The 24,830-nt window shown below is 65.2% G+C and carries 23 protein-coding genes and 1 riboswitch; of the genes, 8 read left to right on the top strand and 15 right to left on the bottom strand.

Going from position 1 to position 24,830, the window contains the following annotated elements:
• Nucleotides 1-5: 5 nt before the first annotated feature.
• A complete protein-coding gene (locus AC07PZ_RS06340; RefSeq protein WP_495294198.1) occupies nt 6-1,382 on the top strand; it encodes a M20/M25/M40 family metallo-hydrolase in 1,377 nt (458 codons plus the stop codon).
• Nucleotides 1,383-1,651: 269 nt separating this feature from the next.
• Here the strand turns inward: AC07PZ_RS06340 and AC07PZ_RS06335 are convergent, their stop codons facing one another.
• Nucleotides 1,652-3,163 (bottom strand): M20 family metallopeptidase, encoded by a 1,512-nt coding sequence (locus tag AC07PZ_RS06335; RefSeq protein WP_495294197.1) that lies wholly within the window; start codon nt 3,161-3,163, stop codon nt 1,652-1,654.
• Nucleotides 3,164-3,267: 104 nt separating this feature from the next.
• Between AC07PZ_RS06335 and AC07PZ_RS06330 the strand changes: the two genes are divergently transcribed.
• Nucleotides 3,268-4,071, top strand: a complete 804-nt coding sequence (locus AC07PZ_RS06330; protein ID WP_495294196.1) for a DUF72 domain-containing protein — start codon at nt 3,268-3,270, stop codon at nt 4,069-4,071.
• A 13-nt stretch (nt 4,072-4,084) separates the two neighbouring features.
• On the opposite strand, the gene AC07PZ_RS06325 is transcribed toward AC07PZ_RS06330, so the two are convergent.
• Complete coding sequence (locus AC07PZ_RS06325; RefSeq protein ID WP_495294195.1) at nt 4,085-4,621, bottom strand: bactofilin family protein; 537 nt, start codon at nt 4,619-4,621, stop codon at nt 4,085-4,087.
• Between the two features lie 162 nt (nt 4,622-4,783).
• Here AC07PZ_RS06325 and AC07PZ_RS06320 point away from each other — a divergent pair, with 162 nt between their 5' ends.
• Nucleotides 4,784-5,737, top strand: coding sequence for an ion transporter (locus AC07PZ_RS06320; protein ID WP_495294194.1), 954 nt, complete (start codon nt 4,784-4,786; stop codon nt 5,735-5,737).
• A gap of 20 nt (nt 5,738-5,757) precedes the next feature.
• Here the strand turns inward: AC07PZ_RS06320 and AC07PZ_RS06315 are convergent, their stop codons facing one another.
• The 4 genes from AC07PZ_RS06315 to AC07PZ_RS06300 all read right to left on the bottom strand — a co-directional run bounded on the left by AC07PZ_RS06315 (nt 5,758) and on the right by AC07PZ_RS06300 (nt 8,954).
• On the bottom strand, nt 5,758-6,360 hold the full coding sequence (locus AC07PZ_RS06315; RefSeq protein ID WP_495294193.1) for an IMPACT family protein: 603 nt from the start codon (nt 6,358-6,360) through the stop codon (nt 5,758-5,760).
• Nucleotides 6,361-6,378: 18 nt separating this feature from the next.
• Nucleotides 6,379-6,963, bottom strand: coding sequence for a methionine biosynthesis protein MetW (gene metW / locus AC07PZ_RS06310; RefSeq protein ID WP_495294192.1), 585 nt, complete (start codon nt 6,961-6,963; stop codon nt 6,379-6,381).
• Between the two features lies 1 nt (nt 6,964).
• Nucleotides 6,965-8,107: a homoserine O-succinyltransferase MetX gene (metX, locus tag AC07PZ_RS06305; protein ID WP_495294191.1), complete on the bottom strand. Its 1,143-nt coding sequence runs from the start codon at nt 8,105-8,107 to the stop codon at nt 6,965-6,967.
• A gap of 283 nt (nt 8,108-8,390) precedes the next feature.
• Nucleotides 8,391-8,954, bottom strand: coding sequence for a TMEM165/GDT1 family protein (locus AC07PZ_RS06300; protein ID WP_495294190.1), 564 nt, complete (start codon nt 8,952-8,954; stop codon nt 8,391-8,393).
• Nucleotides 8,955-8,961: 7 nt separating this feature from the next.
• Nucleotides 8,962-9,148: riboswitch (yybP-ykoY riboswitch) on the bottom strand.
• 247 nt (nt 9,149-9,395) lie between these two features.
• On the opposite strand from AC07PZ_RS06300, the gene rbp reads away from it, so the two are divergent.
• Nucleotides 9,396-9,932, top strand: a complete 537-nt coding sequence (rbp, locus tag AC07PZ_RS06295; RefSeq protein WP_495294189.1) for an RNA-binding regulator — start codon at nt 9,396-9,398, stop codon at nt 9,930-9,932.
• Between the two features lie 53 nt (nt 9,933-9,985).
• Here the strand turns inward: rbp and AC07PZ_RS06290 are convergent, their stop codons facing one another.
• Genes AC07PZ_RS06290 through AC07PZ_RS06275 form a run of 4 tightly spaced genes read right to left on the bottom strand, consistent with a single transcriptional unit; the run spans nt 9,986 to nt 12,977 of the window.
• Nucleotides 9,986-10,759, bottom strand: coding sequence for an SDR family oxidoreductase (locus AC07PZ_RS06290; protein WP_495294188.1), 774 nt, complete (start codon nt 10,757-10,759; stop codon nt 9,986-9,988).
• A gap of 15 nt (nt 10,760-10,774) precedes the next feature.
• Nucleotides 10,775-11,431: an LPS export ABC transporter periplasmic protein LptC gene (gene lptC, locus AC07PZ_RS06285; RefSeq protein ID WP_495294187.1), complete on the bottom strand. Its 657-nt coding sequence runs from the start codon at nt 11,429-11,431 to the stop codon at nt 10,775-10,777.
• Nucleotides 11,428-11,976: a KdsC family phosphatase gene (locus AC07PZ_RS06280; RefSeq protein ID WP_495294186.1), complete on the bottom strand. Its 549-nt coding sequence runs from the start codon at nt 11,974-11,976 to the stop codon at nt 11,428-11,430. Before AC07PZ_RS06280 ends, lptC begins: the two co-directional genes overlap by 4 nt.
• A complete protein-coding gene (locus AC07PZ_RS06275) occupies nt 11,976-12,977 on the bottom strand; it encodes a KpsF/GutQ family sugar-phosphate isomerase (RefSeq protein ID WP_495294185.1) in 1,002 nt (333 codons plus the stop codon). Before AC07PZ_RS06275 ends, AC07PZ_RS06280 begins: the two co-directional genes overlap by 1 nt.
• 101 nt (nt 12,978-13,078) lie before the next feature.
• Between AC07PZ_RS06275 and AC07PZ_RS06270 the strand changes: the two genes are divergently transcribed.
• Nucleotides 13,079-15,064, top strand: a complete 1,986-nt coding sequence (locus AC07PZ_RS06270) for a monovalent cation:proton antiporter family protein (protein ID WP_495294184.1) — start codon at nt 13,079-13,081, stop codon at nt 15,062-15,064.
• Between the two features lie 19 nt (nt 15,065-15,083).
• On the opposite strand, the gene mnmE is transcribed toward AC07PZ_RS06270, so the two are convergent.
• The 5 genes from mnmE to rpmH form a co-directional block, all read right to left on the bottom strand.
• Nucleotides 15,084-16,490, bottom strand: a complete 1,407-nt coding sequence (mnmE, locus tag AC07PZ_RS06265; protein ID WP_495294183.1) for a tRNA uridine-5-carboxymethylaminomethyl(34) synthesis GTPase MnmE — start codon at nt 16,488-16,490, stop codon at nt 15,084-15,086.
• Between the two features lie 83 nt (nt 16,491-16,573).
• Nucleotides 16,574-18,319, bottom strand: coding sequence for a membrane protein insertase YidC (gene yidC / locus AC07PZ_RS06260; RefSeq protein ID WP_495294182.1), 1,746 nt, complete (start codon nt 18,317-18,319; stop codon nt 16,574-16,576).
• Nucleotides 18,316-18,597 (bottom strand): membrane protein insertion efficiency factor YidD, encoded by a 282-nt coding sequence (gene yidD, locus AC07PZ_RS06255; RefSeq protein WP_495294181.1) that lies wholly within the window; start codon nt 18,595-18,597, stop codon nt 18,316-18,318. Before yidD ends, yidC begins: the two co-directional genes overlap by 4 nt.
• On the bottom strand, nt 18,594-18,980 hold the full coding sequence (locus AC07PZ_RS06250; protein WP_495294180.1) for a ribonuclease P protein component: 387 nt from the start codon (nt 18,978-18,980) through the stop codon (nt 18,594-18,596). Before AC07PZ_RS06250 ends, yidD begins: the two co-directional genes overlap by 4 nt.
• 74 nt (nt 18,981-19,054) lie before the next feature.
• Nucleotides 19,055-19,189, bottom strand: a complete 135-nt coding sequence (gene rpmH, locus AC07PZ_RS06245) for a 50S ribosomal protein L34 (RefSeq protein ID WP_007834827.1) — start codon at nt 19,187-19,189, stop codon at nt 19,055-19,057.
• Between the two features lie 272 nt (nt 19,190-19,461).
• Between rpmH and dnaA the strand changes: the two genes are divergently transcribed.
• From dnaA to gyrB, 3 genes are all read left to right on the top strand, one after another.
• Nucleotides 19,462-20,841 (top strand): chromosomal replication initiator protein DnaA, encoded by a 1,380-nt coding sequence (dnaA, locus tag AC07PZ_RS06240; RefSeq protein WP_495294179.1) that lies wholly within the window; start codon nt 19,462-19,464, stop codon nt 20,839-20,841.
• 65 nt (nt 20,842-20,906) lie between these two features.
• Nucleotides 20,907-22,013: a DNA polymerase III subunit beta gene (gene dnaN / locus AC07PZ_RS06235; protein ID WP_495294178.1), complete on the top strand. Its 1,107-nt coding sequence runs from the start codon at nt 20,907-20,909 to the stop codon at nt 22,011-22,013.
• Nucleotides 22,014-22,117: 104 nt separating this feature from the next.
• Nucleotides 22,118-24,736: a DNA topoisomerase (ATP-hydrolyzing) subunit B gene (gene gyrB, locus AC07PZ_RS06230; RefSeq protein ID WP_495294177.1), complete on the top strand. Its 2,619-nt coding sequence runs from the start codon at nt 22,118-22,120 to the stop codon at nt 24,734-24,736.
• Nucleotides 24,737-24,830 lie beyond the last annotated feature (94 nt).

Here is a 24,830-nt window from a genome sequence, read left to right as displayed (position 1 = left end):
TCACCATGCATCGCTCCTTCCGTCCCTGCCTCGCTCCCCTCGCTCCCCTCGCTCCCCTCGTTCTTGCCGCGCTGTGCAGCGCGGGCATCGCACAGGCTCAGGGCAGCAACGCAGTGGCGCCGACGCCGGTACAGGTGCGGCCGGAAGTCGATCAGGCCTACGCGCAGTTGATGGCGGCACCGGCCATCGCCGAACTGCTTGAAGCCGTGAAGGCCGACCACACGCGCTCGATCGAAGACCTGCGCCTGCTCACCGAGATCGAGGCACCGCCCTTCAAGGAACAGGCACGCGCCGAAGCCTTCCTGGCGCGCATGAAAGCGCTGGGCTTGCCCGACGCGAAGATCGACGCCGAAGGCAATGTCGTCGGACTGCGCAAGGGCACGGGCAACGGCCCGACGCTGCTGATCTCCGCGCACCTGGACACCGTGTTCCCGGCCGGTACCGACGTGAAGATCAAGGAACGCGATGGCAAGCTCTACGCGCCGGGTATCTCCGACGACACGCGCGGCCTGGCCGTGCTGCTGTCGTGGCTCAAGGTACTGAACGATCGCCAGATCCGCACGACCGGTGACCTGCTGTTCGTGGGCAACGTCGGCGAAGAAGAACTCGGCAACCTGCGCGGCATGAAGCGGTTGTTCGCCGAGCATCCCGAAATCGACGGTATGGTCGGCATCGAACCCGCGCCCCAGGGAGCGGTGCTGGTACTCGGCACGGCAAGCCACCGCTACGAAGTGACTTTCAAGGGGCCGGGCGGCCACAGCTACGGCGCTTTCGGCCAGGTGCCGAGTGCGATCCACGGCATGGGCCGCGCGATCGCCAAGATCGGCGACATCCGCACGCCGACCTTTCCCAAGACCACCTTCACGGTCGGCACGGTAGGCGGCGGCACATCGGTGAACACGATCGCGCCCGACGCGCGCATGGCTGTCGACATCCGTTCCGACGAAATGGGCCCGCTGCTGGAGACCGAAAAGCAGATCCTCGCCGCGATCGATGCCGGCGTGGCCGAGGAGAACAAGCGCTGGGGCGTCGACACGCTGAGCGTGACGACCAAGCTGATCGGCGACCGCCCGGGCGGTCGCACGCCCTCCGATTCGGTGATCGTCGAAGCCGCGACGCGCGCCAACGCGGCATTCGGCCAGAAGACGCTCTTGTCGGGCGCCAGCACCGATGCCAACGTGCCGATGTCGCTGGGCATCCCGGCCATCATCATCGGCGGCGGTGGCAAGACGGGCGGCTTCCACGCCTTGTCCGAATGGATCGACCTGACCGACGCCTGGAAGGGCGCGCAGAACTCACTGGTGACGGTGCTCGGCCTGGTGGGCGTCGACGGCGTGAGTACGCCGGTACTCGTCAAGCGCAACGTGGGTGCAAAGCGGTAATTTTGCACACGCATTGACACGAATGCGGCCCCGGCCCACACGCCGGTCGTCCCTCGACACGCAGAATTGCCGTTCTGTCACACACGAGCACCGCTGCGGCGAGAACAAGGAAAAGCGACAAGGTCGGCGCATCGATCTCTTCAGACGATACGCGCCGGCACCAGCCTCGGCCCCATGGCCGCGAGCGCCCTGCGGGGCGCTTTTTTTTGCACCCGGCGCCTGCAACGCCACGAGGATTCGTGACGCGCAGGATGCAGCCGTCGACCTGTTCAGGCCGCGACCGGCTCCTGTTTCGCCATGGATTGCGCCACGGGCAGCGCCGCGATCACTTCGGCGACCGCCGCCGTGAGTTTCTTTGCATAGGGCACGTGCAGGAATTCGTTGGGACCATGGGCATTGCTCTTCGGTCCCAGCACGCCACAGACCATCATCTGGGCGGTCGGGAAGCCTTCGCTCAGCATGTTCATCAGCGGGATCGTGCCGCCCTGGCCGATGTAGCCACAGGGTGCACCGAAATGCGCCTGCGACGCGGCGTTGAGCGCACGTTCGAACCAGGGCGTGATGGTCGGCGCGTTCCAGCCCGTGGCGCCGCCACCGCCGTCGAAGGTGACCTTGGCCTGGTACGGCGCGTTGTCTTCGAGCAGATGCTTGAGTTCCTGCACGGCCTTGTCGGCGTCGACCAGCGGCGGCAACCGCAGCGACAGCTTGAAGGCCGTGTACGGCCGCAGCACGTTGCCGGCGTCCTTGAGCGCCGGAAAGCCTTCGGCGCCCGTCACCGACAGGGTCGGCTTCCAGGTGCGGGCGAGCAGCGCCTCGACGGGGTCGGTGGTGGTCGGCAACGCGAAAGCGGTCGCGCCGTCGCAGTCATAGTGCGCCCATGGAAAGCGCTTGAACAACTCGTCGCCGAGGATCGCTGCGGTGGCCTTGGCCTGTACCAATCGATCGGCCGGGACTTCGCAATGGAAGCTCGCCGGCAGAAGACGGCCTGTCTTGCTGTCCTCAAGCCGGTCGAGGACCTGCCGCATGATCCGGAAGCTCGACGGCACGAGCCCGGACGCATCGCCGGAATGGATGCCTTCGGTCAGCACCTCGACCTTGAGCGTGCCGCCGGCCAGGCCGCGCAGCGAGGTCGTGAGCCAGAGCTGGTCGTAGTTGCCGGCGCCGGAGTCGAGGCAGATCACCAGCGCGACCTCGCCCAGCCGCGGACGCAGCGCATTGACATAGGGCAGCAGGTCGTAGGAGCCGCTTTCCTCGCAGGTCTCGATGATGCCGACGATGCGCGGATGCGCCACGCCCTGCGCCTTGATCGCCTGCAGCGACGCGATGCTCGCGTACACCGCGTAGCCATCGTCGGCGCCGCCGCGGCCGTAGAGCAGGCCGTCCTGGTACTTGGGCGTCCACGGACCGAGGTCGTTGCGCCAGCCGGTGAACTCGGGCTGCTTGTCGAGGTGGCCGTACATCAGCACGGTGTCGGTCATGGTGGTGCCGGTGGCCGGCACTTCGAAGAACAGCACCGGCGTGCGGCCTTCGAGCCGAACGATCTCGAGCTTCAGGCCCTCGACCTTCTGCGCCTCGACCCACTGCGCCGCATTGCGCAGCACCGTCTCGAGATAGCCGTTCGCCGACCAGTCCTTGTCGAAACCCGGCGACTTGGCGGGGATCGCGATGTAGTCGGTCAGTTGCCTGACGATGTCGGTGTCCCATTGCTTGGTGACATCGGACAGGGCGCGCTCGGCGTCGAGCAAGCCCGCAGGAATCTCGCGGTGCAGGGGGGCGTTCATCGGCAATCTCCGCTGGATGGCATGGGTGGAAACGAGGGGAAAAAGCATTTTGCGCCCGCACACGCTGCCGCGTAGAGTGAACGGACCTAAAACCGGAGAACGATGTGAGCCAATCCGCGACGAACATCCGCGTCGGCATCGGCGGCTGGACCTACGAGCCGTGGCGCGACAACTTCTACCCAGCCGGCCTGCCGCAAAAACAGGAGCTGTACCACGCGAGCCGGCAGGTGACGGCCATCGAGGTCAACGGCACCTACTACAGCACGATGAAGCCCGAGAGCTTCCGCAAGTGGCACGACGAGACGCCCGACGATTTCGTGTTCTCGCTCAAGGCCTCGCGCTTCGCGACCAATCGCAAGCTGCTCGCCACGGCAGGCGATTCGATCTCGCGCTTCGTCGGCAGCGGCATCGCTGAACTCCAGGGCAAGCTGGGGCCGATCGTCTGGCAGTTCATGCCGACGAAGGTGTTCGACGCGGAGGATTTCGAAGCCTTCCTCGCGCTGCTGCCGAAGAAGGAGGGCAGCCGTCCGCTGCGCCACGTGGTGGACGTGCGGCACGACAGCTTCAAGACGCCCGAGTACCTGGCGCTTGCACGCCGCTACGGCGTGGCGACGGTGTTCACCGACTCGGACAAGTTTCCGTCCTTCGCCGACCTGACCGGCGACTTCGCCTATGCGCGGCTGATGGCCAGCAGCGCGAAACTGAAGAACGGCTATGCGCCGAAGGCGCTCGACGGCTGGGCCGCAGCCGCCAAGTCCTGGGCGGCGGGCCATGCGCCCGATGCACTGCCGCGTGTCGAGAGCAACGGCGACCCCGCGGCATCGCGGCGTGACGTCTTCGTTTTCTTCATCAATGGCGCGAAGGAAAAAGCGCCTGCTGCGGCGCAGGCGCTGCTCACGCGGCTGTGAGCCCGCCCGTCGCTCAGGCTTCGGGCAGCGGCGTCGGCTTGGCGGCAGACGCGGGCGAGGTGCCGAAGCTGATCTCGCCGGAAAGCTGGCCGCCTTCTTCGATCACGATCTTCCCGTAGCGGATCTTGCCCGTGACCTTGCCGGTCGAGTGGATGACCAGCTTGTCGCGCACCGTCAGGTTGCCGTCGAACATGCCGCGAATCTCGGCGATGTCGATGTCGGCCGAACCCTTGAAAGCGCCCTGTTCCGAGATCTGGATCACACGCGAGTCCATCGTGGCCTCGACCGTGCCTTCGACCACGAGCGTGTCGCAATCGGTGATCTCCACACCCTTGAGCTTGATGTTGGGACCGACGGTGAGCTTGCTGCCGCTCTCCTTGGCGGGCGCCGCTGCAGCAGGCGCAGCGGTCAATGGGCTGCCGCCGCCATTCAATGAATGAGCCGAAGGCACCGGTGAGCCAGTGCTCGTGCCACCCAGGGGGGTCGTGCGGGAAGGAAGGGTGTCGACGTCGCTGGTGCGCTTACCGAAGAAGGGGGACTGTGAAGCCAATGGGCTGCTCCTCTGCAAAGGGCCTATCGTAGGAGGCAACAGGGTCGTCTGCCGCTTCATTGCGCAAGAGTAGTAAGCAAATCGCTCGCGATGTTGTCGGCGCCGTCGGACAACAATGCAGGCGCTTCCATGTTGCATTCATCGCCTTCCGGTTTTCCTCCCATGCCCAAGCCTCAGGCACCGCATCCTGCCTCCACACCACCCGGCGCCGGACTCGATCCGAGCTTCGGCAAGCCGACGCACGGCTGGCGCCTTCGCCTGTATTCGGTGATCTTCGAATCCGAGACCCGTGCGGGTCGCCTATTCGACCTGCTGCTGATCGCCGTGATCCTGCTGAGCGTCACCGTCGTGGTTCTCGACAGCGTGCAGTCCATCCGTGCCCGCTGGGGCCACGTGTTCACCTGGTTCGAATGGGGCTTCACCACCATCTTCACGCTGGAATACATCGCGCGGCTTGCGTGCCTGGGCCGGCCAGCGCGCTATGCACGCAGCTTCTATGGCGTGATCGACCTGCTCGCGCTGCTGCCGACCTATCTCGCGATCCTCATGCCCGCGCTGTCGGTGCTGATCGACGTGCGGATTCTGCGGCTGCTGCGCGTGTTCCGCATCTTCAAGATGTCGCACTATGCAGCCGAGTACCGCGCGCTCGCGACCGCGCTGGCGGCGAGCCGCCGAAAGATCATGGTGTTCGTGGGCTTCGTATTCATGGTGGTGCTGGTGCTCGGCACGCTGATGTACGTGGTCGAGGGTCCGCAGTACGGCTTTACCAGCATCCCCGTCGCCGTGTACTGGGCGATCTCGACCATGACCACGGTCGGCTTCGGCGACCTGGTGCCCAAGACCGACATCGGGCGCGGCATCGCCTCCGTGATGATGCTGCTGGGCTGGGGCGTGCTGGCCGTGCCGACCGGCATCGTGTCTGCCGAAATGGTGCGCCATGGACGGGACGGGCGGGCGTTGCCGTCATCGGACGACGCGGCGCAGGCATCGATCGGCCGCGGCCTGCTGGCCGATGCAATGGGCGCCACGGCCGTGGCGTCATGCGCGGCCTGCGGTATCGGCGACCATGCACCGGACGCGAACTTCTGCAGGCGCTGCGGCCAGCCGCTGGCCTGACACGGCCCGGCGACACACCGTCAGCGTTCGGCCAGTGCCGGGTCGGCCCAGACCGCACGGCCCTGGCTCGCATCGTCGATGCGACGCCGCAGCGCATCGGCATCGGCCTCGATGACGGTGAACACGGTCTGCACCAGACTGCCGTGCGCAACCTCGCCGAGCGTCGCGCCCGCTGCGGTGATCTCGCGCCGCAGCATGCCCTCCATCGCATAGGGCACGCTGCAGACCAGGGTTCGCAGGCGCTGCAGCGGGAGCTTGCGTGCGCCGATCAGCGCCTGCGCAACCGCATCGGTGTAGGCGCGCACCAGGCCACCCGCGCCGAGCTTTACGCCGCCGAAGTAGCGCACCACGGTGGCCAGGACGCCTTCGAGCTCCTGATGCCGCAATACCTCCAGCATGGGGCGACCGGCGGTTCCGCCGGGCTCGCCGTCATCGTTGGCAGCGGACTGGCCACCGGCCATCAGCGCCCAGCAGACGTGCGCGGCCGAAGGATGTTCGGCGCGAAGACCCGCCACGACGGCGAGTGCCGCCGCGCGATCGGCCACCGGCTGCACGCAGCCGATGAAGCGGCTCTTCTTGATCACGAGCTCGCTGTGCGCGGGCTCGGCCAGGGTCAGCGCCATCGCGGCATCGGCGGCGGCTCAGGCGCGCTCGAATTTGAAGACCGCCGTCGAGGCGCGCAGGTTGGGCAGCCAGCGCACTTCATGGCCTTCCTGCAGGCCGAACGCGTCGATCACGCGCAGCCGGTTCTTCTCGGCCAGCGCACCGAAATCCCGGAAGGTGCCGACGCGGATATTGGGCGTGTCGTACCACTGGTAAGGCAGCCGCCGCGTGACCGGCATGCGGCCGCGCGCAATGCTCAGCCGGTTCGGCCAGTGCGCGAAATTGGGGAACGCGACGATGCCGGCACGACCGACGCGCGCGGTCTCGCGCAGCATGATCTCGGCATTGCGCAGATGCTGCAGCGTGTCGATCTGCAGCACGACGTCGAAGCTGGCGTCGTCGAACATCGCCAGGCCTTCATCGAGGTTCAGCTGGATCACGTCGACGCCGCGGCGGATGCATTGCAGCACGTTGCCGTCGGCGATCTCGACGCCGTAGCCGGTGCAGCCGCGCTCGCGCTGAAGGAGATCCAGCAGCGCACCGTCGCCGCAGCCCAGATCGAGCACGCGGGCGCCATGCGGCACGAGGTTGGCGATGAGTCGTTGGGTGTCGAGGTCGCTCATGTCACAGCTCCGCGGCGATGCGGTCGAAATAGGAGCGCACCACGCCCATGTAGCGCACATCGTCGAGCAGGAAGGCATCGTGCCCGTGCGGCGCGTCGATTTCGGCGTAACTCACGCTGCGGCGGTTGTCGAGCAGCGCCTTGACCAGCTCCCGGCTGCGCGCGGGCGAGAAACGCCAGTCGGTGGTGAAGCTGACAAGCAGGAACTTCGCCTGGGCCCGTGCAAATGCGGCCGTGAGGTCACCACCATGGACGCGCGCCGGATCGAAGTAGTCGAGCGCGCGGGTGATCAACAGGTAGGTGTTGGCGTCGAAATATTCGCTGAACTTGTCGCCCTGGTAGCGCAGGTAGCTTTCGATCTGGAACTCGATCTCCTGCGTCGAATAGCGGTAGTCGGTGCCGGCCAGTTCGCCTTCGACCGCACTGCGCAGCGCACGGCCGAACTTGGCGTTCATGACGTCGTCGCTGAGGTAGGTGATGTGGCCGATCATCCGTGCGATGCGCAGGCCGCGTTTCGGGATCACGCCGTGCTCGTAGAAGTGGCCACCGTTGAAATCCGGATCGGTCACGATGGCGCGCCGGGCAACCTCGTTGAAGGCGATGTTCTCCGCAGTGAGGTTCGGCGCGCTCGCGACGACCACCGCGTGCCGCACGCGCGCCGGGTATTGCAGCGTCCAGGACAAGGCCTGCATGCCGCCCAGGCTGCCACCCATCACGGCCAAGGTGTCGATGCCCAGCGCATCGAGCAGTGCGGCCTGCGCGTCGACCCAATCCTCGACCGTGACCACGGGGAAATCGGCGCCGTACACACGGCCAGTCGCAGGGTTCGTGTGCATCGGACCGGTGGAACCGAAACAGGAGCCGAGGTTGTTGATGCCGATGACGAAGAAGCGGTTGGTGTCGACCGGCTTGCCCGGCCCGATCATGTTGTCCCACCACCCCTCGGACTTTGGCTGGCCTGCATAGACGCCGGCCACGTGATGCGACGCATTGAGCGCGTGACAGACGAGCACCGCATTGCTGCGGTCGGCATTCAACGTACCGTAGGTCTCGTAGGCCAGCGTGTAGTCGCTGAGCGAGGCGCCGCTTCGCAACGGCAGCGGGCCGGCGAAGGACATCGATTGGGGAAGGACTTCGAAAGACATGGACAGCAAAAACCCGGCCTCGCCAAAAACGAGCCGGGTCGGCTTCTGTCTTTAGCTGGATTTATAAAGCGCCCGCAAGCTGTAGCAAATCGGCGCAGAGCAAGTATATCCCCCAGGCTTCATGTCACTTGGCTCTCCCCAGGCTTCGCGCACTTCGTGTCGCTCTCGCCACCCCCTGCCGGAGGCAACACGAGCGGCCCGGCAAAGCCGGCTCCGCCGTGTTTCTGGAAGGAGGCAGGGAGGAGGGACTGACTATGAGGGGGCTATGGGGGCGGCCGTTGGATTACAGGCCGATGATCATGATGACGCCAAGCACCAGGAAGATCACGGCGGAGATGCCGTGAACCAGCTTGATGGGCACGCGCTTCACGAGCTTGTCGCCCAGCCAGACGACGGGTGCATTCGCCAGCATCATGCCCAGCGTGGTGCCGGCGACGACCCAGACGTAGTCGCCGACGAAGCGGGCGGCGAGCATCACCGTGGCGATCTGGGTCTTGTCGCCCATCTCTGCCAGGAAGAAGGCGATCACGGTCGTGCCGAACACGCCGAACTGCGAGGACTTCGGCGAGTCTTCCTCGTCCAGCTTGTCGGGAATCAGCATCCAGACCGCCATCGCGATGAAAGAGCCACCGAGGATCCAGCGCAACGCCACCGGGCCAAGCACATGCGTAACCCAACTGCCGACCGCACCGGCCAACGCATGGTTGACGAGCGTCGAGACAAAGATGCCGAGGACGATCGGCCAGGGTTTTCGAAAACGCGCAGCGAGGATGAGCGCGAGCAGTTGGGTCTTGTCACCCATTTCCGCCAGCGCGACGATGCCGGTGGCGACGAGAAAAGCTTCCATGACGTGGGGATCCTTTGGGCCGAAGGACATGACGCAATTGACCATGCAGCGCCTTCGGCCATTTATCCGAAGCTGCATGATCAAAGGTCTCGCCAAGTCGAACCGTGTGAGCCATGTCCGGCACGAGGCCGATCAAGTCTGTTGACGCACACCCTTCTCAAGATGGAAGGCGGCTACTCCCCAATGACCCGCGGATTCTAGCCAGTGTTTACCCTGATTCGAGAACATCGTCGGCTTACACTAATTTTCAAAACGCGCCGACCATGAGGAAAATTCCCGTTTGCACCAGAAATATTTCACCCATAATGCACGAGCCTCCATTCAAATTTTTCCATGGGGGGAGGCAAGTTCGGTGATCGGCTAGTTTCGCGCGCTCAGCGGTTTGGGTGGTGCTCTCGGGACTCCATCGCTTTTCTTGGTGTGTTTATTAGGAGTCCCTTGATGGGCAACAAACTGTACGTCGGCAATCTGCCGTATTCCGTGCGCGATGGCGACCTCGAACAGGCTTTTGGCCAGTTCGGTCTGGTGACCAGCGCAAAAGTCATGATGGAACGCGACACCGGCCGCTCGAAGGGCTTCGGCTTCGTCGAGATGGGCAGTGATGCCGAGGCGCAAGCCGCCATCAATGGCATGAATGGCCAGCCGCTCGGCGGCCGCAGCGTTGTTGTGAACGAAGCGCGTCCGATGGAAGCTCGTCCGCCGCGCAGCGGTGGTGGCGGTTTCGGCGGCGGTGGTGGTGGTTACGGTGGTGGTGGCGGCGGTTACGGCGGCGGCGGCGGTGGTCGCAGCGGCGGTGGTGGCGGCTACGGCGGTGGTGGTGGCGGCGGTTATGGCGGCGGCGGTGGTGGTGGTCGCAGCGGTGGCGGCGGCGGTGACGGTGGTTTCCGCAGCCCGTACGGAGCCGGTCCTCGCGGCGGTGGCGGTGGTCGCAGCGGCGGCGGCGGTGGCTACGGTGGTGGTGGCAACAGCGGCTACTGATCCGTCGACCTGATCCTCAAGACACGATGAAAGGCTCCTGCGGGAGCCTTTTGTCATTCGCCTTTTCGCTTCTTGCGGCCGCGCCCCGAGACAGCTTTGTCGAACAGGGCGTTGGGCAGCATGCGCATCAGTTTCGCGATAACGCCCATCTGCCACGGGATCACGCGGTAGCTGATGCCGGATTCGATGACATCGAATGCCTTGTCTGCAAAGTCATCGGCTTTCATCAGAAAAGGCATGCTGTAGCGGTTGCCGCGCGTCAGCGGCGTGTCGATGTAGCCAGGGCAGATCGTCACGACCCGAATGCCTTGACTCCTCAATTCGCCACGCAGGCTCTCGCAATAGGCGACAACGCCTGCCTTGCTGGCGCAATAGGCGCCGTGGCCCGGCAAGCCGCGGATGGCGGCAACGCTGCCGATGCCGACAAGCCGTCCGCTACCGCGCGCCACCATCGCGTCGATGAAGGGATGAAAGGTAGCGGCCAAACCCACGTTGTTGACCGTGAGTGTCTGTGCCAGCACATCGAGATCTGCGCGCTCGGCGGTATCGATGCCGATGCTGATGCCGGCATTCGCCACCACGACGTCCGGTACGCCCTGCTGCGCGATGCATGCCTTTCCGGCCGCAACGATGCTGTCGATCTGCGCCACATCGGCGCCGTAGATCCGGTAATCGGCAGGATCGATCCCGCGCTCAGTTGCCCATGCCTCCATGTCGGCGGTGCGACGGGCGACCAACGCCAGGCTGTAACCCGCCTGGTGGAATCGTTGGGCAAGGGCCTGGCCAATTCCGCTGGACGCACCCGTGATGAAAACCAGAGGCCGCATCGTCGGAATCTCCCGTCAGCGTTTGGCGCGCGGCGGAGTCGCAGCGGCCCCTGGCGCAGGCATCAGCAAGCCGCGCACGCGCCCTTGCAGATTCGCCACGCCAGTGAGATTGTCATAGTCGAGCTTGTCTGCGGTGAATTGATCATCACCACGCTTTAGCGCCACGGGCAAGTGCGAAGTCACACGCTCGGTATCGACAAAAACGTGCAGGAATTCACCGCGAAATTCGAGCCGTGGGACCGGCCGGCCGCTTGACGAGGTCGCAGCGTCGCGCACGATCACCGCGTTGCCGAACAGCTGCAATTCGCTGCCATCGCCGTTCGACAGGCCACGATCGGCCGTCGCGTGCGTGACCAGCCCTTCGTCCGAAACCGCGCGCAACCTGACCTGGTCGACCTCCAAGGTGTCGGTGTCCGGAAAATGGCGGCCTTCCTTGCCGAACAGCTCGCTGCGCAATACGCCCGTAGGCAGAAAATTCTTGACGACGAAGCCCCGCATGAAGAAATCGGGCTCATGCACCGGCGCCGCTGGTGCCGAAGCTTCGAGCAGCCTCGGGGCATTTCGGACCAGCCAATAGGTGCCCAGAGCCAACGCGAAGGTCAGAATGATCGGCAGATAGATCGTGACACGGTCGAAACCCTTGCGCAGCAACGCGCCAACGGGCCGACTCATGAAGCCATGCCTCGCGCCACGTCCAGCAGGCGACGGTAATGGCCGCCTGCCGTGAGCAGCAGGTCGCAGAATTCGCGCGCGGCACCTTCGCCGCCGCGTGCAGTCGTCACGTGGCGGGCCACGGCGCGCACCTCGGCGTGCGCGTTGGCCGGTGCTGCGGCGAAACCGACCCGCAGCAAGATCGGCAGATCAGGCCAGTCGTCACCAATGGCGGCGGCCTGGGTCCAGTTCAGCCCGAGCGATGCGAGCATCGCCTCGGCCGCGGGCAGCTTGTTCTCCGTGCCGTAGCGCACATGTTCGATTCCGAGCGCCTCGAGACGTACACGCAGAGGTTTGGAGTCGCGCCCGGTGATCACGGCCGGCACGATCCCGGCCGTGCGCAAGAGCTTGAGTCCATAGCCATCGAGGATGCTGAAGCGCTTGAGCGTTTCGCCGTGCTCGCTGAAATACACGCCGCCGTCGGTCAGCACGCCGTCGACGTCGAAGAAAGCGACGCGCACATCCTGGGCGGCAAGCAGCGTTTCGGGTGCAAAGGTCATCGGCATCAGATGACCTTTGCACGCATCAGGTCGTTGATGGTGATGGCGCCGATCAACAAGCCATCGGCATCGACCACCAACAGACTGGTGATGCGATGCTCTTCCATCAACTCTGCCGCCTCGACGCCCAGGGCATCGGCGCGCAGCGTGCGCGGTGCGCGGTGCATCGCATCGGCCGCAGTCAGGGCGCGCAGATCGGCGCCGGTCTCGATCAGGCGGCGCAGGTCACCGTCGGTGAAGATGCCGATCGGCCGCCCGCCGTCGTCGACCACCGCCGCCGCGCCCAGTCCCTTGTTGCTCATCTCGCGCATCAGCTCGCTGAAGCCGGCCGACGGCACGACGCGCGGCACCGCGTCGCCGGTGCGCATCAGGTCGCTGACGTGGGTCAGCAGTTTGCGGCCCAGCGCGCCACCGGGATGGGACCGTGCGAAGTCTTCGGTGCCGAAGCCGCGCGCGTCGAGCAGGGCCACGGCCAACGCGTCACCCAGCGCGATCTGCGCGGTGGTGCTGGCCGTGGGCGCGAGGTTGAGCGGACAGGCTTCCTTCTCGACGCCGCTGTCCAGCACGATGTCGGCATGGCGGGCGAGCGTCGACTCGGCGCGACCCGTCATCGCGATCAGCGGCACGCCCTGGCGCTTGACGACCGGCAGGATGGTGGTGAGTTCCTCGACTTCGCCGCTGTTGGAAATCGCCAGCACGAGGTCGACCGACTTGATCATCCCGAGGTCGCCGTGGCTGGCTTCTGCCGGGTGCACGAACATCGCGGGCGTGCCGGTCGAGGCCAGCGTGGCCGCGATCTTGCGCCCCACGTGGCCGCTCTTGCCCATGCCCATGACCACCACGCGTCCGCGCACGTCGAGGATCTTCTGCACGGCTTCGACGAAGCTGGGGCCGACACGCGATTTCAGGCCCAGCACCGCTTCGGCTTCGATGTCGAAGGTCAGGCGGGCCCGCGCAAGCGCTTTGTCGGGATCGGCCGTGAAGGCCAGGGGAGGGCGGGAACTCATCGCAGGGATTTTATCGGTCGCACCGATGCCCCCACACCCCGCCGTCGCGCGCCCGGAAAGCCCCTTTCCCGCCGAATGAAGACCCTTGCTAGCATCGGGTCATGTCTTCCCTTGATCTCACGCTGTTGTACCTGCTGGCCGCGGTGATCGGGGTGGTGGCCTGCCGGCTGCTGAAGCTGCCGCCGATGCTGGGTTATCTCTCGGCCGGCGTGCTGATCGGACCGCATGCGCTGGCGCTGGCCGACAACAGCGAGGGCATTCGCCACCTGGGCGAATTCGGCGTGGTCTTCCTGATGTTCGTGATCGGACTCGAGTTCAGCCTGCCGAAGCTGCGGGCGATGCGGCGCCACGTGTTCGGGCTCGGCCTGCTTCAGGTGCTGCTGACGATGGGCATCGCCACCGCCGCCGCGCTGATCGTCGCCACGCAGCTGCCACCGGCCTGGCGCCTGGGCTGGCAGACCGCATTGGCGCTGTCGGGCGCGCTCACGATGAGCAGCACGGCCATCGTGGTCAAGCTGATGTCCGAAAGGCTCGAACTCGAGAGCGAGCATGGCAAGCGCGTGATGGGTGTGCTGCTGTTCCAGGATCTGGCAGTGGTTCCGTTGCTGGTGATCATTCCCGCACTGGGTGCGCCGCCCGAGGCGCTGTTCAAGGCGCTGTCGATTGCGTTGCTGAAGGCGGCCTTCCTCGTCGGCGTGCTGCTCTATGGCGGTCCACGCGTGATGCGCTGGTGGCTCACGCTGGTCGCGCGTCGCCGCAGCGAAGAGCTGTTCATGCTCAACCTGCTGCTGGTCACGCTGGGGCTTGCGTGGATGACAGAGCTGGCCGGCCTGAGCCTCGCGCTCGGCGCCTTCATCGCCGGCATGCTGGTGTCGGAGACCGAATACAAGCACCAGGTGGAAACCGACATCCGGCCTTTCCACGACGTGCTGCTTGGGCTGTTCTTCATCACCATCGGCATGTCGCTCGACTGGCATATCGTGATCGAACGCTGGGCACTGGTGGCGCTGCTGCTGGTGCTGCCGCTGGCCTTCAAGCTGCTGCTGGTGATGCTGCTTTCACGCGGACTGGGCGCAACCACCGGCGTGTCGCTGCGCACCGGCCTCTATCTGGCGCAGGCCGGCGAATTCGGCTTCGTGCTGCTGACGCTCGCGCAGGACCGCAGCCTCCTGCCGCCCTGGCTTGCCAATCCGGTACTCGCCTCGATGGTGCTGTCGATGCTGGCCACGCCCTTCATCATCATGTACAGCAACGCGATCGTGCGCAAACTGGTGGCGAGCGACTGGATGCAGCAATCGCTGCAGATGACGACCATCGCGCGCAAGACGATCAACACCTCGAAGCACGTGATCATCTGCGGCTACGGCCGCTGCGGCCAGAACCTGGCGCGCATCCTCGAGCGCGAAGGCATTCCGTACATGGCGCTGGACCTCGACCCCGACCGCGTGCGGCAGGCCGCGGCCGCCGGCGACTCGGTCGTGTTCGGCGACGCGGCGCGCCTGCAGGCGCTGATGGCCGCCGGCCTGGCGCGCGCGAGTGCGGTGGTCGTGACCTACCTCGACGTGCCCGGGGCGCTCAAGGTGCTGGCCCACACGCGTGCCCATGCACCGCAGGTGCCGGTGATCGTGCGCACGCAGGACGACCTCGATCTCGAGAAGCTGCAGGCTGCCGGCGCGACCGAGGTCGTTCCCGAGGCGATCGAGGGTTCGCTGATGCTGGCAAGCCATGCGCTCGCGCTGGTCGGCGTGCCGATGCGCCGCGTGATCCGCGTGGTGCAGGACCTGCGCGATGCGCGCTACAACCTGCTGCGCGGCTACTTCCACGGCGCCGACGACGACAAGGTCGACGAGCTCGACCATGCACGGCTCAACACCTTCACGTTGAACGCAGGCGCTCGCGCAATCGATCAGCCGCTCGCACAGCTCGCGCTGGATGCGATCGGCGTGCGCGTGGCCAGCCTGCGACGCAAGGACGGCAGCGCCGCGGAGCCGAATGGCGCGCTCGTGCTGCACGAGGGCGACACGCTGGTGCTGTCCGGCAAGCCTGACGGGCTGGCGCGGGCCATCGACAAGCTGCAAAAAGGTTGAACCGGCCGAAGCGTGGCAGCTACTTGCCGATGCAGAAGCGCGAAAAGATCACGCCCAGCAGATCGTCGGAACCGAACTCGCCGGTGATCTCGTTGAGTGCGTTCTGCGCGAGCCGAAGCTCCTCGGCAAGCAGGTCGAGTGCCTGCGCGCGGCTGGCGAGATGGGCTCCAGCGAGCGTCAAGTGCCGCGCCACCCGCGTGAGCGCCTGAACATGGCGCTCGCGCGCCAGGTACAGCCCCTCGGGCACCGCCTGCCAGCCTGCAAGTTCGAGCAGACGCTGCCGCAGGTCCTCGACACCGGCACCGGTACGCGCCGACAGCGCGATGCCGGGGCGCGCCGCCGCTTCGGGGGCGGCGTCCTGCTTGTTCCAGACATCGAGCACCGGCACGGACGCGGGCAGCTTGCGCTGCAGGGTTCGCAGGATCTCCGCGTCATCGGCGGCGTAGTCGGCCGCATCGGCCCGCGTGAGGTCGTGCAGGAAGAGCACGGCGTCGGCACCCTCGATCTGGCCCCAGGCACGCGCCACGCCGATCTGCTCGACCTCGTCGGTGCTGTCGCGCAGGCCAGCGGTGTCCGCGACATGCAACGGCACGCCCTGGATCTGGATGGTCTGCGACACCACGTCGCGTGTAGTGCCGGCGACCGGGCTGACGATGGCCAGTTCGGCACCCGCCAGCGCGTTCAGCAACGAGCTCTTGCCTGCGTTCGGCTGCCCGGCGATCACTACCTTGATGCCCTCGCGCAACAACGCGCCCTGGCGCGCGCGCTGCTGCACGGCCACGACCTGCGCCTCCAGCGCGGCCAGTTGGCCGGCCGCATCGGCTTTCTGCAGGAAGTCGATCTCCTCTTCCGGAAAGTCGAGCGTGGCCTCGACCAACATGCGCAGATGGATCAACGCGTCGCGCAGCACATGGATCTCGCGCGAAAACGCACCGGACAGCGAACGGCCCGCACTGCGCGCGGCGGCCTCGGTGCTGGCATCGATCAGGTCGGCGATCGCCTCGGCCTGCGCCAGGTCGATCTTGCCGTTGAGGAAGGCGCGCTGGCTGAACTCGCCAGGCTCGGCGACCCGCAGGCCGTCGAGCAGCGGCCGACCGGTCGCCAGATCGGCGGTAGCTGCGGCTTCGAGGCAACGCGCCATCAGCAACTGCAAGACGACCATGCCGCCGTGCGCCTGAAGTTCGAGCACATCCTCCCCTGTGAAGGAGTTCGGGCCGGGGAAGTGGATGGCCAGGCCGTGGTCGACGGGCTCGCCCGCCGCATCGCGGAACGGCAGGTATGTCGCCTCACGCGGCCTGAGAGGTCGCGCACAGAGCGCCTCGACCAATGGTGCGAGGTTCCGGCCGGACACGCGAACGATGCCGATCGCGCCCCGTCCGGGCGCTGTGGCAATGGCGACGATCGGGTCGGAAGTGCGTGCAAGCATGGTGGCTATTGTTTCAGAGGCCCATGAAAAAGGGCCGCGTCGGCGGCCCTTCGGAGACGGGGTCTGCCCCCTTTGTCGGGAGACTACTTCCCGATGACGCCGAGGCGCTTGTTGATGAACCACTGCTGTGCGATCGACAGCGTGTTGTTCGTGATCCAGTACAGCACCAGGCCGGCCGGGAAGAAGATGAACATCACGCTGAAGGCCAGCGGCATGATCCACATCAGCTTGGCCTGCATCGGATCCGGCGGCGTCGGATTGAGCCAGGTCTGGAACAGCGAAGTCGCCGTCATGACCACGGGCAGGATGAACCAGGGGTCCGGTGCCGACAGGTCATGGATCCAGCCGATCCAGGGCGCATGACGCATCTCGACCGACGACAGCAGCACCCAATAGAGCGCGATGAACACCGGGATCTGGATCACGATCGGGAAGCAGCCACCCATCGGGTTGACCTTTTCCTCCTTGTAGATCCGCATCATCTCCTGCTGCATTTCCTGTGGCTTGTCCTTCAGGCGCGCGCGCATCTCGGTGATCTTCGGATTGATCGCCTTCATCTTCGCCATGCTGGCGTAGGCCTTGGCATTGAGCCAGTAGAACGCAGCCTTCAGCAGCACCACCAGCGCGACGATCGACCAGCCCCAGTTGCCCAGCAGGCCGTGCAATTGGTTGAGCAGCCAGTAGAGCGGCTTCGAGATGATCGCGAAGATGCCGTAGTCCTTCACCAGGTCGAGGCCCGGCGCCAATGCCTCGAGCTTCTTTTCTTCCTCGGGGCCGGCGAACAGGCTGCTGTCGATCGTCTTGCTGGCGCCGGGTGCCAGGGTCGACAGCGGCACGACCATCGCGACCGAATAGAGGTTGTTGCCGAGATCGGCCACGCGGAATTCGCGCTTGTAGGCTTCGCTGCCCGGCGCATTGAGCAGCCAGGCCGACACGAAGTAATGCTGCACCATTGCCACCCAGCCGTTGTTGGCCGCAGGCGGCAGCTCGACCTTGTTCTTGGCGATGTCGGTGAACGCGACCTTGTGGAACTTCTTCTCTTCGGTGTAGACCGCCGGACCGGTGAAGGTATTGGTGCCGAACATCGTGCTGGACGCAACCGTACCGTGGCGCACCAGCTGCAGGTAGAGCTGCGCGTCGCGCGGCTGGTCGCTCACGTTCACGACCTGGTGCTTGACGCGGATCGAATAGTCGCCGCGCGTGAACAGGTAGGTCTTGACGTACTTCAGGCCGCCGACGGGTTGCGACTCGAAAGACACTTCCAGCGTGTTCTGGCCGTCTGCCAGCTCACGCGGGCCGGCCGTCGACTTCATGGGCGTCAGATGATTCGGAAAGCGGTCACCCGTATCAACGGTGTTCAGCAGGCCGGTCTGCGCCACGTACAGCGTGGCCGGCGAGCCGTCTTCCATCAGCATGACAGGCTTGACGACGTTCGGCGTCGGCGCCTGGCCGATGAGCGTATGGAACCATTCGACCAGGCCACCGTTGTTGGTCTGGTCGACGTATTCGCGCAACTGCAGCTCCGACAGCGTGCCGCCCTGGCCGTCGATCACGGCCTTGAACAGATCGGTCGTGACGGCGATCTTCTCGCCCGGAGCGGCTGCAGCCTGCGTCGGTACCGCAGCGGAATTGCCAGTTGCCCCGGTCGCAGCCGCCGGCAATGCGCCCGCGGCCCCTGGTGCGCTGGCGGCAGGCGCTGGCGCGGCGGCGGTCTTGGCCGACGGCAGGAATGTGGGTTTGTTTCCGTTGTGGACCTGCCACTGGTCCCACAGAAGCACCAGCGAGAAACCAAAGATCACCAGCAGGATGGTGCGGCGAATATCGTTCATGAAGAAGACTTCTTGTCGGAAAAGAGAGAGGAAAACATCGCCTTGTTCGTCCCGCGCGGCCGCTTCGGCGGGACCGGGTCGTGGCCGCCCTCGCACCAGGGCTGGCAACGGGCGATGCGTTTCAAAGTGAGGTAGCTGCCGACGGCTGCGCCATGGCGTTCAAGCGCCTCGATCGAGTACGCCGAACAGGTCGGTTCGAAGCGGCACGATTGCCCGAGCCATGGGCTCAGCAGCAACCGGTAGGCCTTCACGAGACCGATCAGCACTTGCCGGATCATGTGCGTACCGACGCCGCGCGCGCCAGCAGTTGCTGGAGCTCGCGGCGCACGGCGGATTTGAGTTTGTCGGAGGTCGCGCTCACGAATTCCTTGCGGTCGAAGCCCGAGCGCAGGCGCACCACGTGCGCTGCAAGCGGAAGCGAAACCTCCGGCGCGGCGCTCATGGCATAGATCTGTCGTTTGATGGCATTGCGCGTGACCGCACGGCGAGCCCAGCGCTTGGGCACCATGGCGCCCAGCCAGACCTCGCGCGCGCCGAACAAGGGCTCAGCACCGGCCGCTGCCTCCAACGCGCAACGGTGCAATGCAAAGTGCGCTGTCCGGGCAACGGTGGCACCTGCGAGTACGGCCTGGAACTGCGCGCGGGTCTTGAGCCGCTGCATGGAAGCCGACCGCTGCACGCCGTCCGAAAGGGTTGGCTCTTGCGGCGACTTCGAGCTGCGGCTGCCGTCTGTCGTCAGACAGCGAGGCGCTTGCGGCCCTTGGCGCGGCGTGCGTTGATCACAGCGCGACCACCGCGGGTCTTCATGCGAACGAGAAAACCGTGGGTGCGGGCGCGGCGGACTTTGGATGCTTGGTAAGTGCGTTTCATGATGAGATTTCCGAGTGTCCAGAGAGATTCTGGAAGGAGAGCCCCCGAAACACACAAAGAAGGTTTTCAGGGAAACCCGCGATTATCGCAACATTTGTGGCTTCGATCAAACTGGAGCGGATTTGCAGGGCATTCCATGCCCCTTCGCCGGGCACACGCAGCGGTGTGGATAAGGTTTTGACAAGTTAGAATCGCCGAGGCATTGCAGCCGCGACTATCCACAACACGACAACTACAAATGGCCGAGGGACACATCTCTTTTCCGCGCACCCATGGCGGGTGAAGGCATCGGCGACAGCCTCTGGCAGGCCTGTGTCGACCAGCTCGCACAGGAGCTGTCCGAACAGCAGTTCAACACCTGGATCAAACCCCTGACAGCACAGGTTGCAGACGACCTCTCGCGGATGACGGTGTTCGTCGCCAACCGCTTCAAGCTCGATTGGATCCGCGCCCAGTATGCGAGCAAGATCGCGGCGATGGCGGAGAAGATGTATGGCCAGCCGGTCATCGTCGAGTTAGCGCTCGCTCCGCGGGATATCCCCGTCAGACCTTCACCGATGACGGTGATGGTCGACACCGATGTGCCACGCGACGTGGCCGGTCCGGGCGAAGAGCAATCGGCCGCCGGCTTCAAGAACCGGCTCAATTCCGGCTTGACATTCGACACGCTCGTGGAGGGCACCGCCAACCGCATGGCGCGCGCTGCAGCCATGCATGTCTCGGGCATGCCGGGGCACCTTTACAACCCGTTGTTCATCTACGGTGGCGTCGGCCTGGGCAAGACCCATCTGATGCACGCGGTGGGCAACCGGCTGCTGGCCGACCGGCCCGATTCCAAAGTTCTCTACATCCATGCCGAGCAGTTCGTGTCGGATGTGGTCAAGGCCTACCAGCGCAAGACTTTCGACGAGTTCAAGGACCGCTACCACTCGCTCGACCTGCTGCTGATCGACGACGTCCAGTTCTTCGCCAACAAGGACCGCACGCAGGAAGAATTCTTCAATGCCTTCGAGGCGCTGCTCGCGAAAAAATCACACATCGTGATGACGAGCGACACCTATCCGAAGGGTCTGGCCGACATCCACGAACGTCTGGTGTCACGCTTCGATTCGGGCCTGACGGTTGCCATCGAGCCGCCCGAGCTCGAGATGCGCGTGGCCATCCTGATCAACAAGGCGCGTGCCGAATCGGCCGAAATGCCGGAAGAAGTCGCGTTCTTCGTGGCGAAGAACGTGCGCTCCAACGTGCGCGAACTCGAAGGTGCGCTGCGCAAGATCCTCGCGTACTCGCGCTTCAACCAGAAAGAGATCTCGATCGCCCTGGCGCGCGAGGCGCTGCGCGATCTGCTGTCGATCCAGAACCGGCAGATCTCGGTGGAAAACATCCAGAAAACGGTGGCCGACTATTACAAGATCAAGGTCGCCGACATGTATTCGAAGAAGCGTCCGGCGAGCATCGCGCGGCCGCGCCAGATTGCCATGTACCTCGCCAAGGAACTCACGCAGAAGAGCCTGCCCGAGATCGGCGAACTGTTCGGCGGGCGCGACCACACGACCGTTCTGCACGCCGTGCGCAAGATTTCCGGTGAGCGCCAGCAGATGAGCGAACTCAACCAGCAGCTGCACGTGCTCGAGCAGACGCTGAAGGGATAACACGTGCGGTCCGACCCGGGCCGGCGGTGGCCAAGAATCGAAGCGATAAACGAGAGAGGTAAGACATGATCGTCCTGAAGGCAACACAAGACAAAGTCCTGGCCGCGCTGCAATCCGTTGCCGGCATCGTGGAGCGGCGCCACACGCTGCCGATCCTGGCCAACGTGCTGATCCGCAAGACCGGCGGCCAGCTGCAGCTGACCACGAGCGACCTGGAGATCCAGATCCGCACGGTGGCCGAGCTCGGCGGCGACGAAGGCAACTTCACGACGACCATCGGCGCGCGCAAGCTGATCGACATCCTGCGCACCATGCCGGCGGACCAGACCGTGAGCCTCGAATCGAGCGCGAGCAAGCTGGTGCTCAAGGGCGGCAAGAGCCGTTTCACGCTGCAGTCGCTGCCCGCGGAAGACTTTCCGCTGGTGCAGGAAGCCGCGAACTTCGGCCCGGTGTTCAGCGTGCCGCAGAAGACGCTGAAGGACCTGCTCGGCCAGGTGTCCTTCGCGATGGCGGTGCACGATATCCGCTACTACCTGAACGGCATCCTGTTCGTCGCCGAAGGCAAGCAGTTGAGCCTCGTCGCGACCGACGGCCACCGGCTGGCCTTCGCATCGGCCACGCTCGACGTCGAAGTGCCGCGCCAGGAAGTCATCCTGCCGCGCAAGACGGTGATCGAAATGCAGCGCCTGCTGTCCGATGCCGAAGGCGCGATCGAGATGCAGTTCGCGAACAACCAGGCCAAGTTCAGTTTCGGCGGCATGGAGTTCGTCACCAAGCTGGTCGAAGGCAAGTTCCCCGACTACAACCGCGTGATTCCGAAGAACCACAAGAACAGCGTGACGCTGGGCCGCGCAACGCTGCTGGCCAGCTTGCAGCGCACCGCGATCCTGACCAGCGAGAAGTTCAAGGGCGTGCGCCTGAACATCGAGCCGGGCACGCTGCGCGTGGCGTCGAACAACGCCGAGCAGGAAGAAGCGCAGGACGAACTCGACATCGACTACGGCGGCGACGCGATCGAGATCGGCTTCAACGTGACCTACCTGATCGACGCACTGTCGAACATGAGCCAGGACATGGTCAAGCTCGATCTGGCCGACGCCAACAGCTCGGCGCTGCTGACCATTCCCGACAACGCCGACTTCAAGTACGTCGTCATGCCGATGCGGATCTAGAGCGCGGTCCCGAACAGCTTTTGCACCCACAACCCGCGGCCGCCGCGGGTTGGGTCTTTCAAGAGACCCAGAAAACCAGTTTCCCCAGAGAGGATGTGTCCCCAATGAGCGAAGAAAACAAGCCGGAAGCCCCGCACACCGAACCGGTCTACACGCCCGAAATCGAGAGCGCGATTCCGATTGAAGTCACGCCGCCGGATACCTCGTACGGCGAAGGCTCGATCACCATCCTCGAAGGCCTGGAAGCCGTGCGCAAGCGCCCCGGCATGTATATCGGCGACACCTCCGACGGCACCGGGCTGCACCACCTCGTGTTCGAAGTGGTCGACAACTCGATCGACGAGGCGCTGGCCGGCTACTGCGACGACATCGTCGTGACCATCCACACCGACAACTCCATTTCGGTGACCGACAACGGCCGCGGCATTCCGACCGGCGTGAAGATGGACGACAAGCACGAGCCCAAGCGCTCGGCGGCTGAGATCGCGCTGACCGAACTGCACGCAGGCGGCAAGTTCAACCAGAACAGCTACAAGGTGTCCGGCGGGCTGCACGGCGTGGGCGTGTCCTGCGTGAACGCGCTGAGCGTCAAGCTGCGCCTGATCGTGCGCCGCGAAGGCAAGATCCACGAACTCGAATTCAGCCGCGGCTTCGTGCAGAACCGTCTGCTCGACCAGGTCAACGGCATCGAAGTCTCGCCGATGAAGATCGTCGGCGACACCGACAAGCGCGGCACCGAAGTCCACTTCCTGCCCGACACCGAGATCTTCAAGGAGAACTCGGACTTCCATTACGAGATCCTGTCCAAGCGCCTGCGCGAGCTGAGCTTCCTGAACAACGGCGTGCGCATCCGCCTGAAGGACGAGCGCAGCGGCAAGGAAGACGACTTCTCGGGCGCCGGCGGCGTGAAGGGCTTCGTCGAGTTCATCAACAAGGGCAAGACGATCCTGCATCCCAACGTGTTCTACGCGGCCGGCGAGAAGCCCGCAGACACCTATGGCGGCATCCCGGGCACGCACATCGGCGTCGAAGTGGCGATGCAGTGGAACAGCGCCTACAGCGAGCAGGTGCTGTGCTTCACCAACAACATTCCCCAGCGTGACGGCGGCACCCACCTGACCGGCCTGCGCGCCGCGATGACGCGCGTCATCAACAAGTACATCGAAGAGAACGAGCTGGCCAAGAAGGCCAAGGTCGAGGTCACCGGCGACGACATGCGCGAAGGCCTGTGCTGCGTGCTGAGCGTGAAGGTGCCCGAGCCCAAGTTCTCCAGCCAGACCAAGGACAAGCTGGTGTCGAGCGAAGTGCGCGCCCCGGTGGAAGACATCGTCGGCCGCCTGCTCGGCGACTACCTGCAGGAACGTCCCGCCGACGCCAAGATCATCTGCGGCAAGATCATCGAAGCCGCCCGTGCGCGCGAAGCCGCGCGCAAGGCCCGCGAGATGACGCGCCGCAAGGGCGTACTCGACGGCATGGGCCTGCCCGGCAAACTGGCCGACTGCCAGGAAAAGGACCCTGCGCTGTGCGAGGTCTACCTGGTGGAAGGTGACTCCGCCGGCGGCTCCGCCAAGCAGGGCCGCGACCGGAAGTTCCAGGCCATCCTGCCGCTGCGCGGCAAGATCCTGAACGTCGAGAAGGCCCGCTACGAGAAGCTGCTGACCAGCAACGAAATCCTCGTGATGATCACCGCGCTGGGCACCGGCATCGGTCGCGCCGGCGCGACCACCGCGGGCGGCGGGGCGGACGACTTCAACGTCGCCAAGCTGCGCTACCACCGCATCATCATCATGACCGACGCCGACGTCGACGGCGCCCACATCCGCACGCTGCTGCTGACCTTCTTCTACCGGCAGATGCCGGAGCTGGTCGAGCGTGGCCACATCTACATCGCGCAGCCGCCGCTGTACAAGGTCAAGGTCGGCAAGGAAGAGCAATACCTGAAGGACGGCCCCGCGCTCGACGCCTTCCTGCTCAAGGTCGCACTGAAGGACGCCAGCATCGAGACCGGCGGCGCCAACCCGACTACGCTCTCCGGCGACACGCTGGCCGAACTGGCGCGCAAGCACCAGCTGGCGCAGGCCGTGATCGCACGTCTCGGCGTGTTCCTGGACGCCGCCGCGCTGCGCGCGATCGCCGATGGCGTGTCGCTCGACCTCGACACCACCGAGAGCGCCGAAGCCTCGGCCGTGGCGTTGCAGGCCAAGCTGCGCGAACTCAACGACACCGGTGCACCCGCCGAGGTCGCGAGCGAGTTCGACGTGCGCACCGACAAGCCGATCCTGCGCATCAGCCGCCGCCATCACGGCAACATCAAGAGCAGCGTGATCACGCAGGACTTCGTCCATGGCGCCGACTACGCGGCGCTGGCCACCGCCGCCGACACCTTCCGCGGGCTGCTCGGCGACGGCGCCGTGGTGAAGCGCGGCGAAGGCGAACGCGCGAAGGAAGAGAAGGTTGCCGATTTCCGTGTGGCGATGAAGTGGCTGATCGGCGAAGCCGAGCGCACCACCTCGCGCCAGCGCTACAAGGGACTGGGCGAGATGAACCCGGAACAGCTCTGGGAAACCACGATGGACCCGAACGTTCGCCGCTTGCTGCGCGTGCAGATCGACGACGCCATTGAAGCCGACCGCGTGTTCACGATGCTGATGGGCGACGAGGTCGAACCGCGGCGCGAGTTCATCGAGCAGAACGCACTGCGGGCGGCGAACATCGACGTGTGACCGCAGCGCGGATGCCGTGCGTCAACGCATGGCACCCGCGCAAGCCGGCGTCCGACAGCCATCGTCAACGCCGTCGGCCAGCGCATCCGTGCGG

Source organism: Variovorax sp. GW821-FHT10B04, assembly GCF_059415645.1.
The sequence above is the reverse complement of the archived record's forward strand: the minus strand, read 5'-3'. Positions and strand labels throughout refer to the sequence as shown.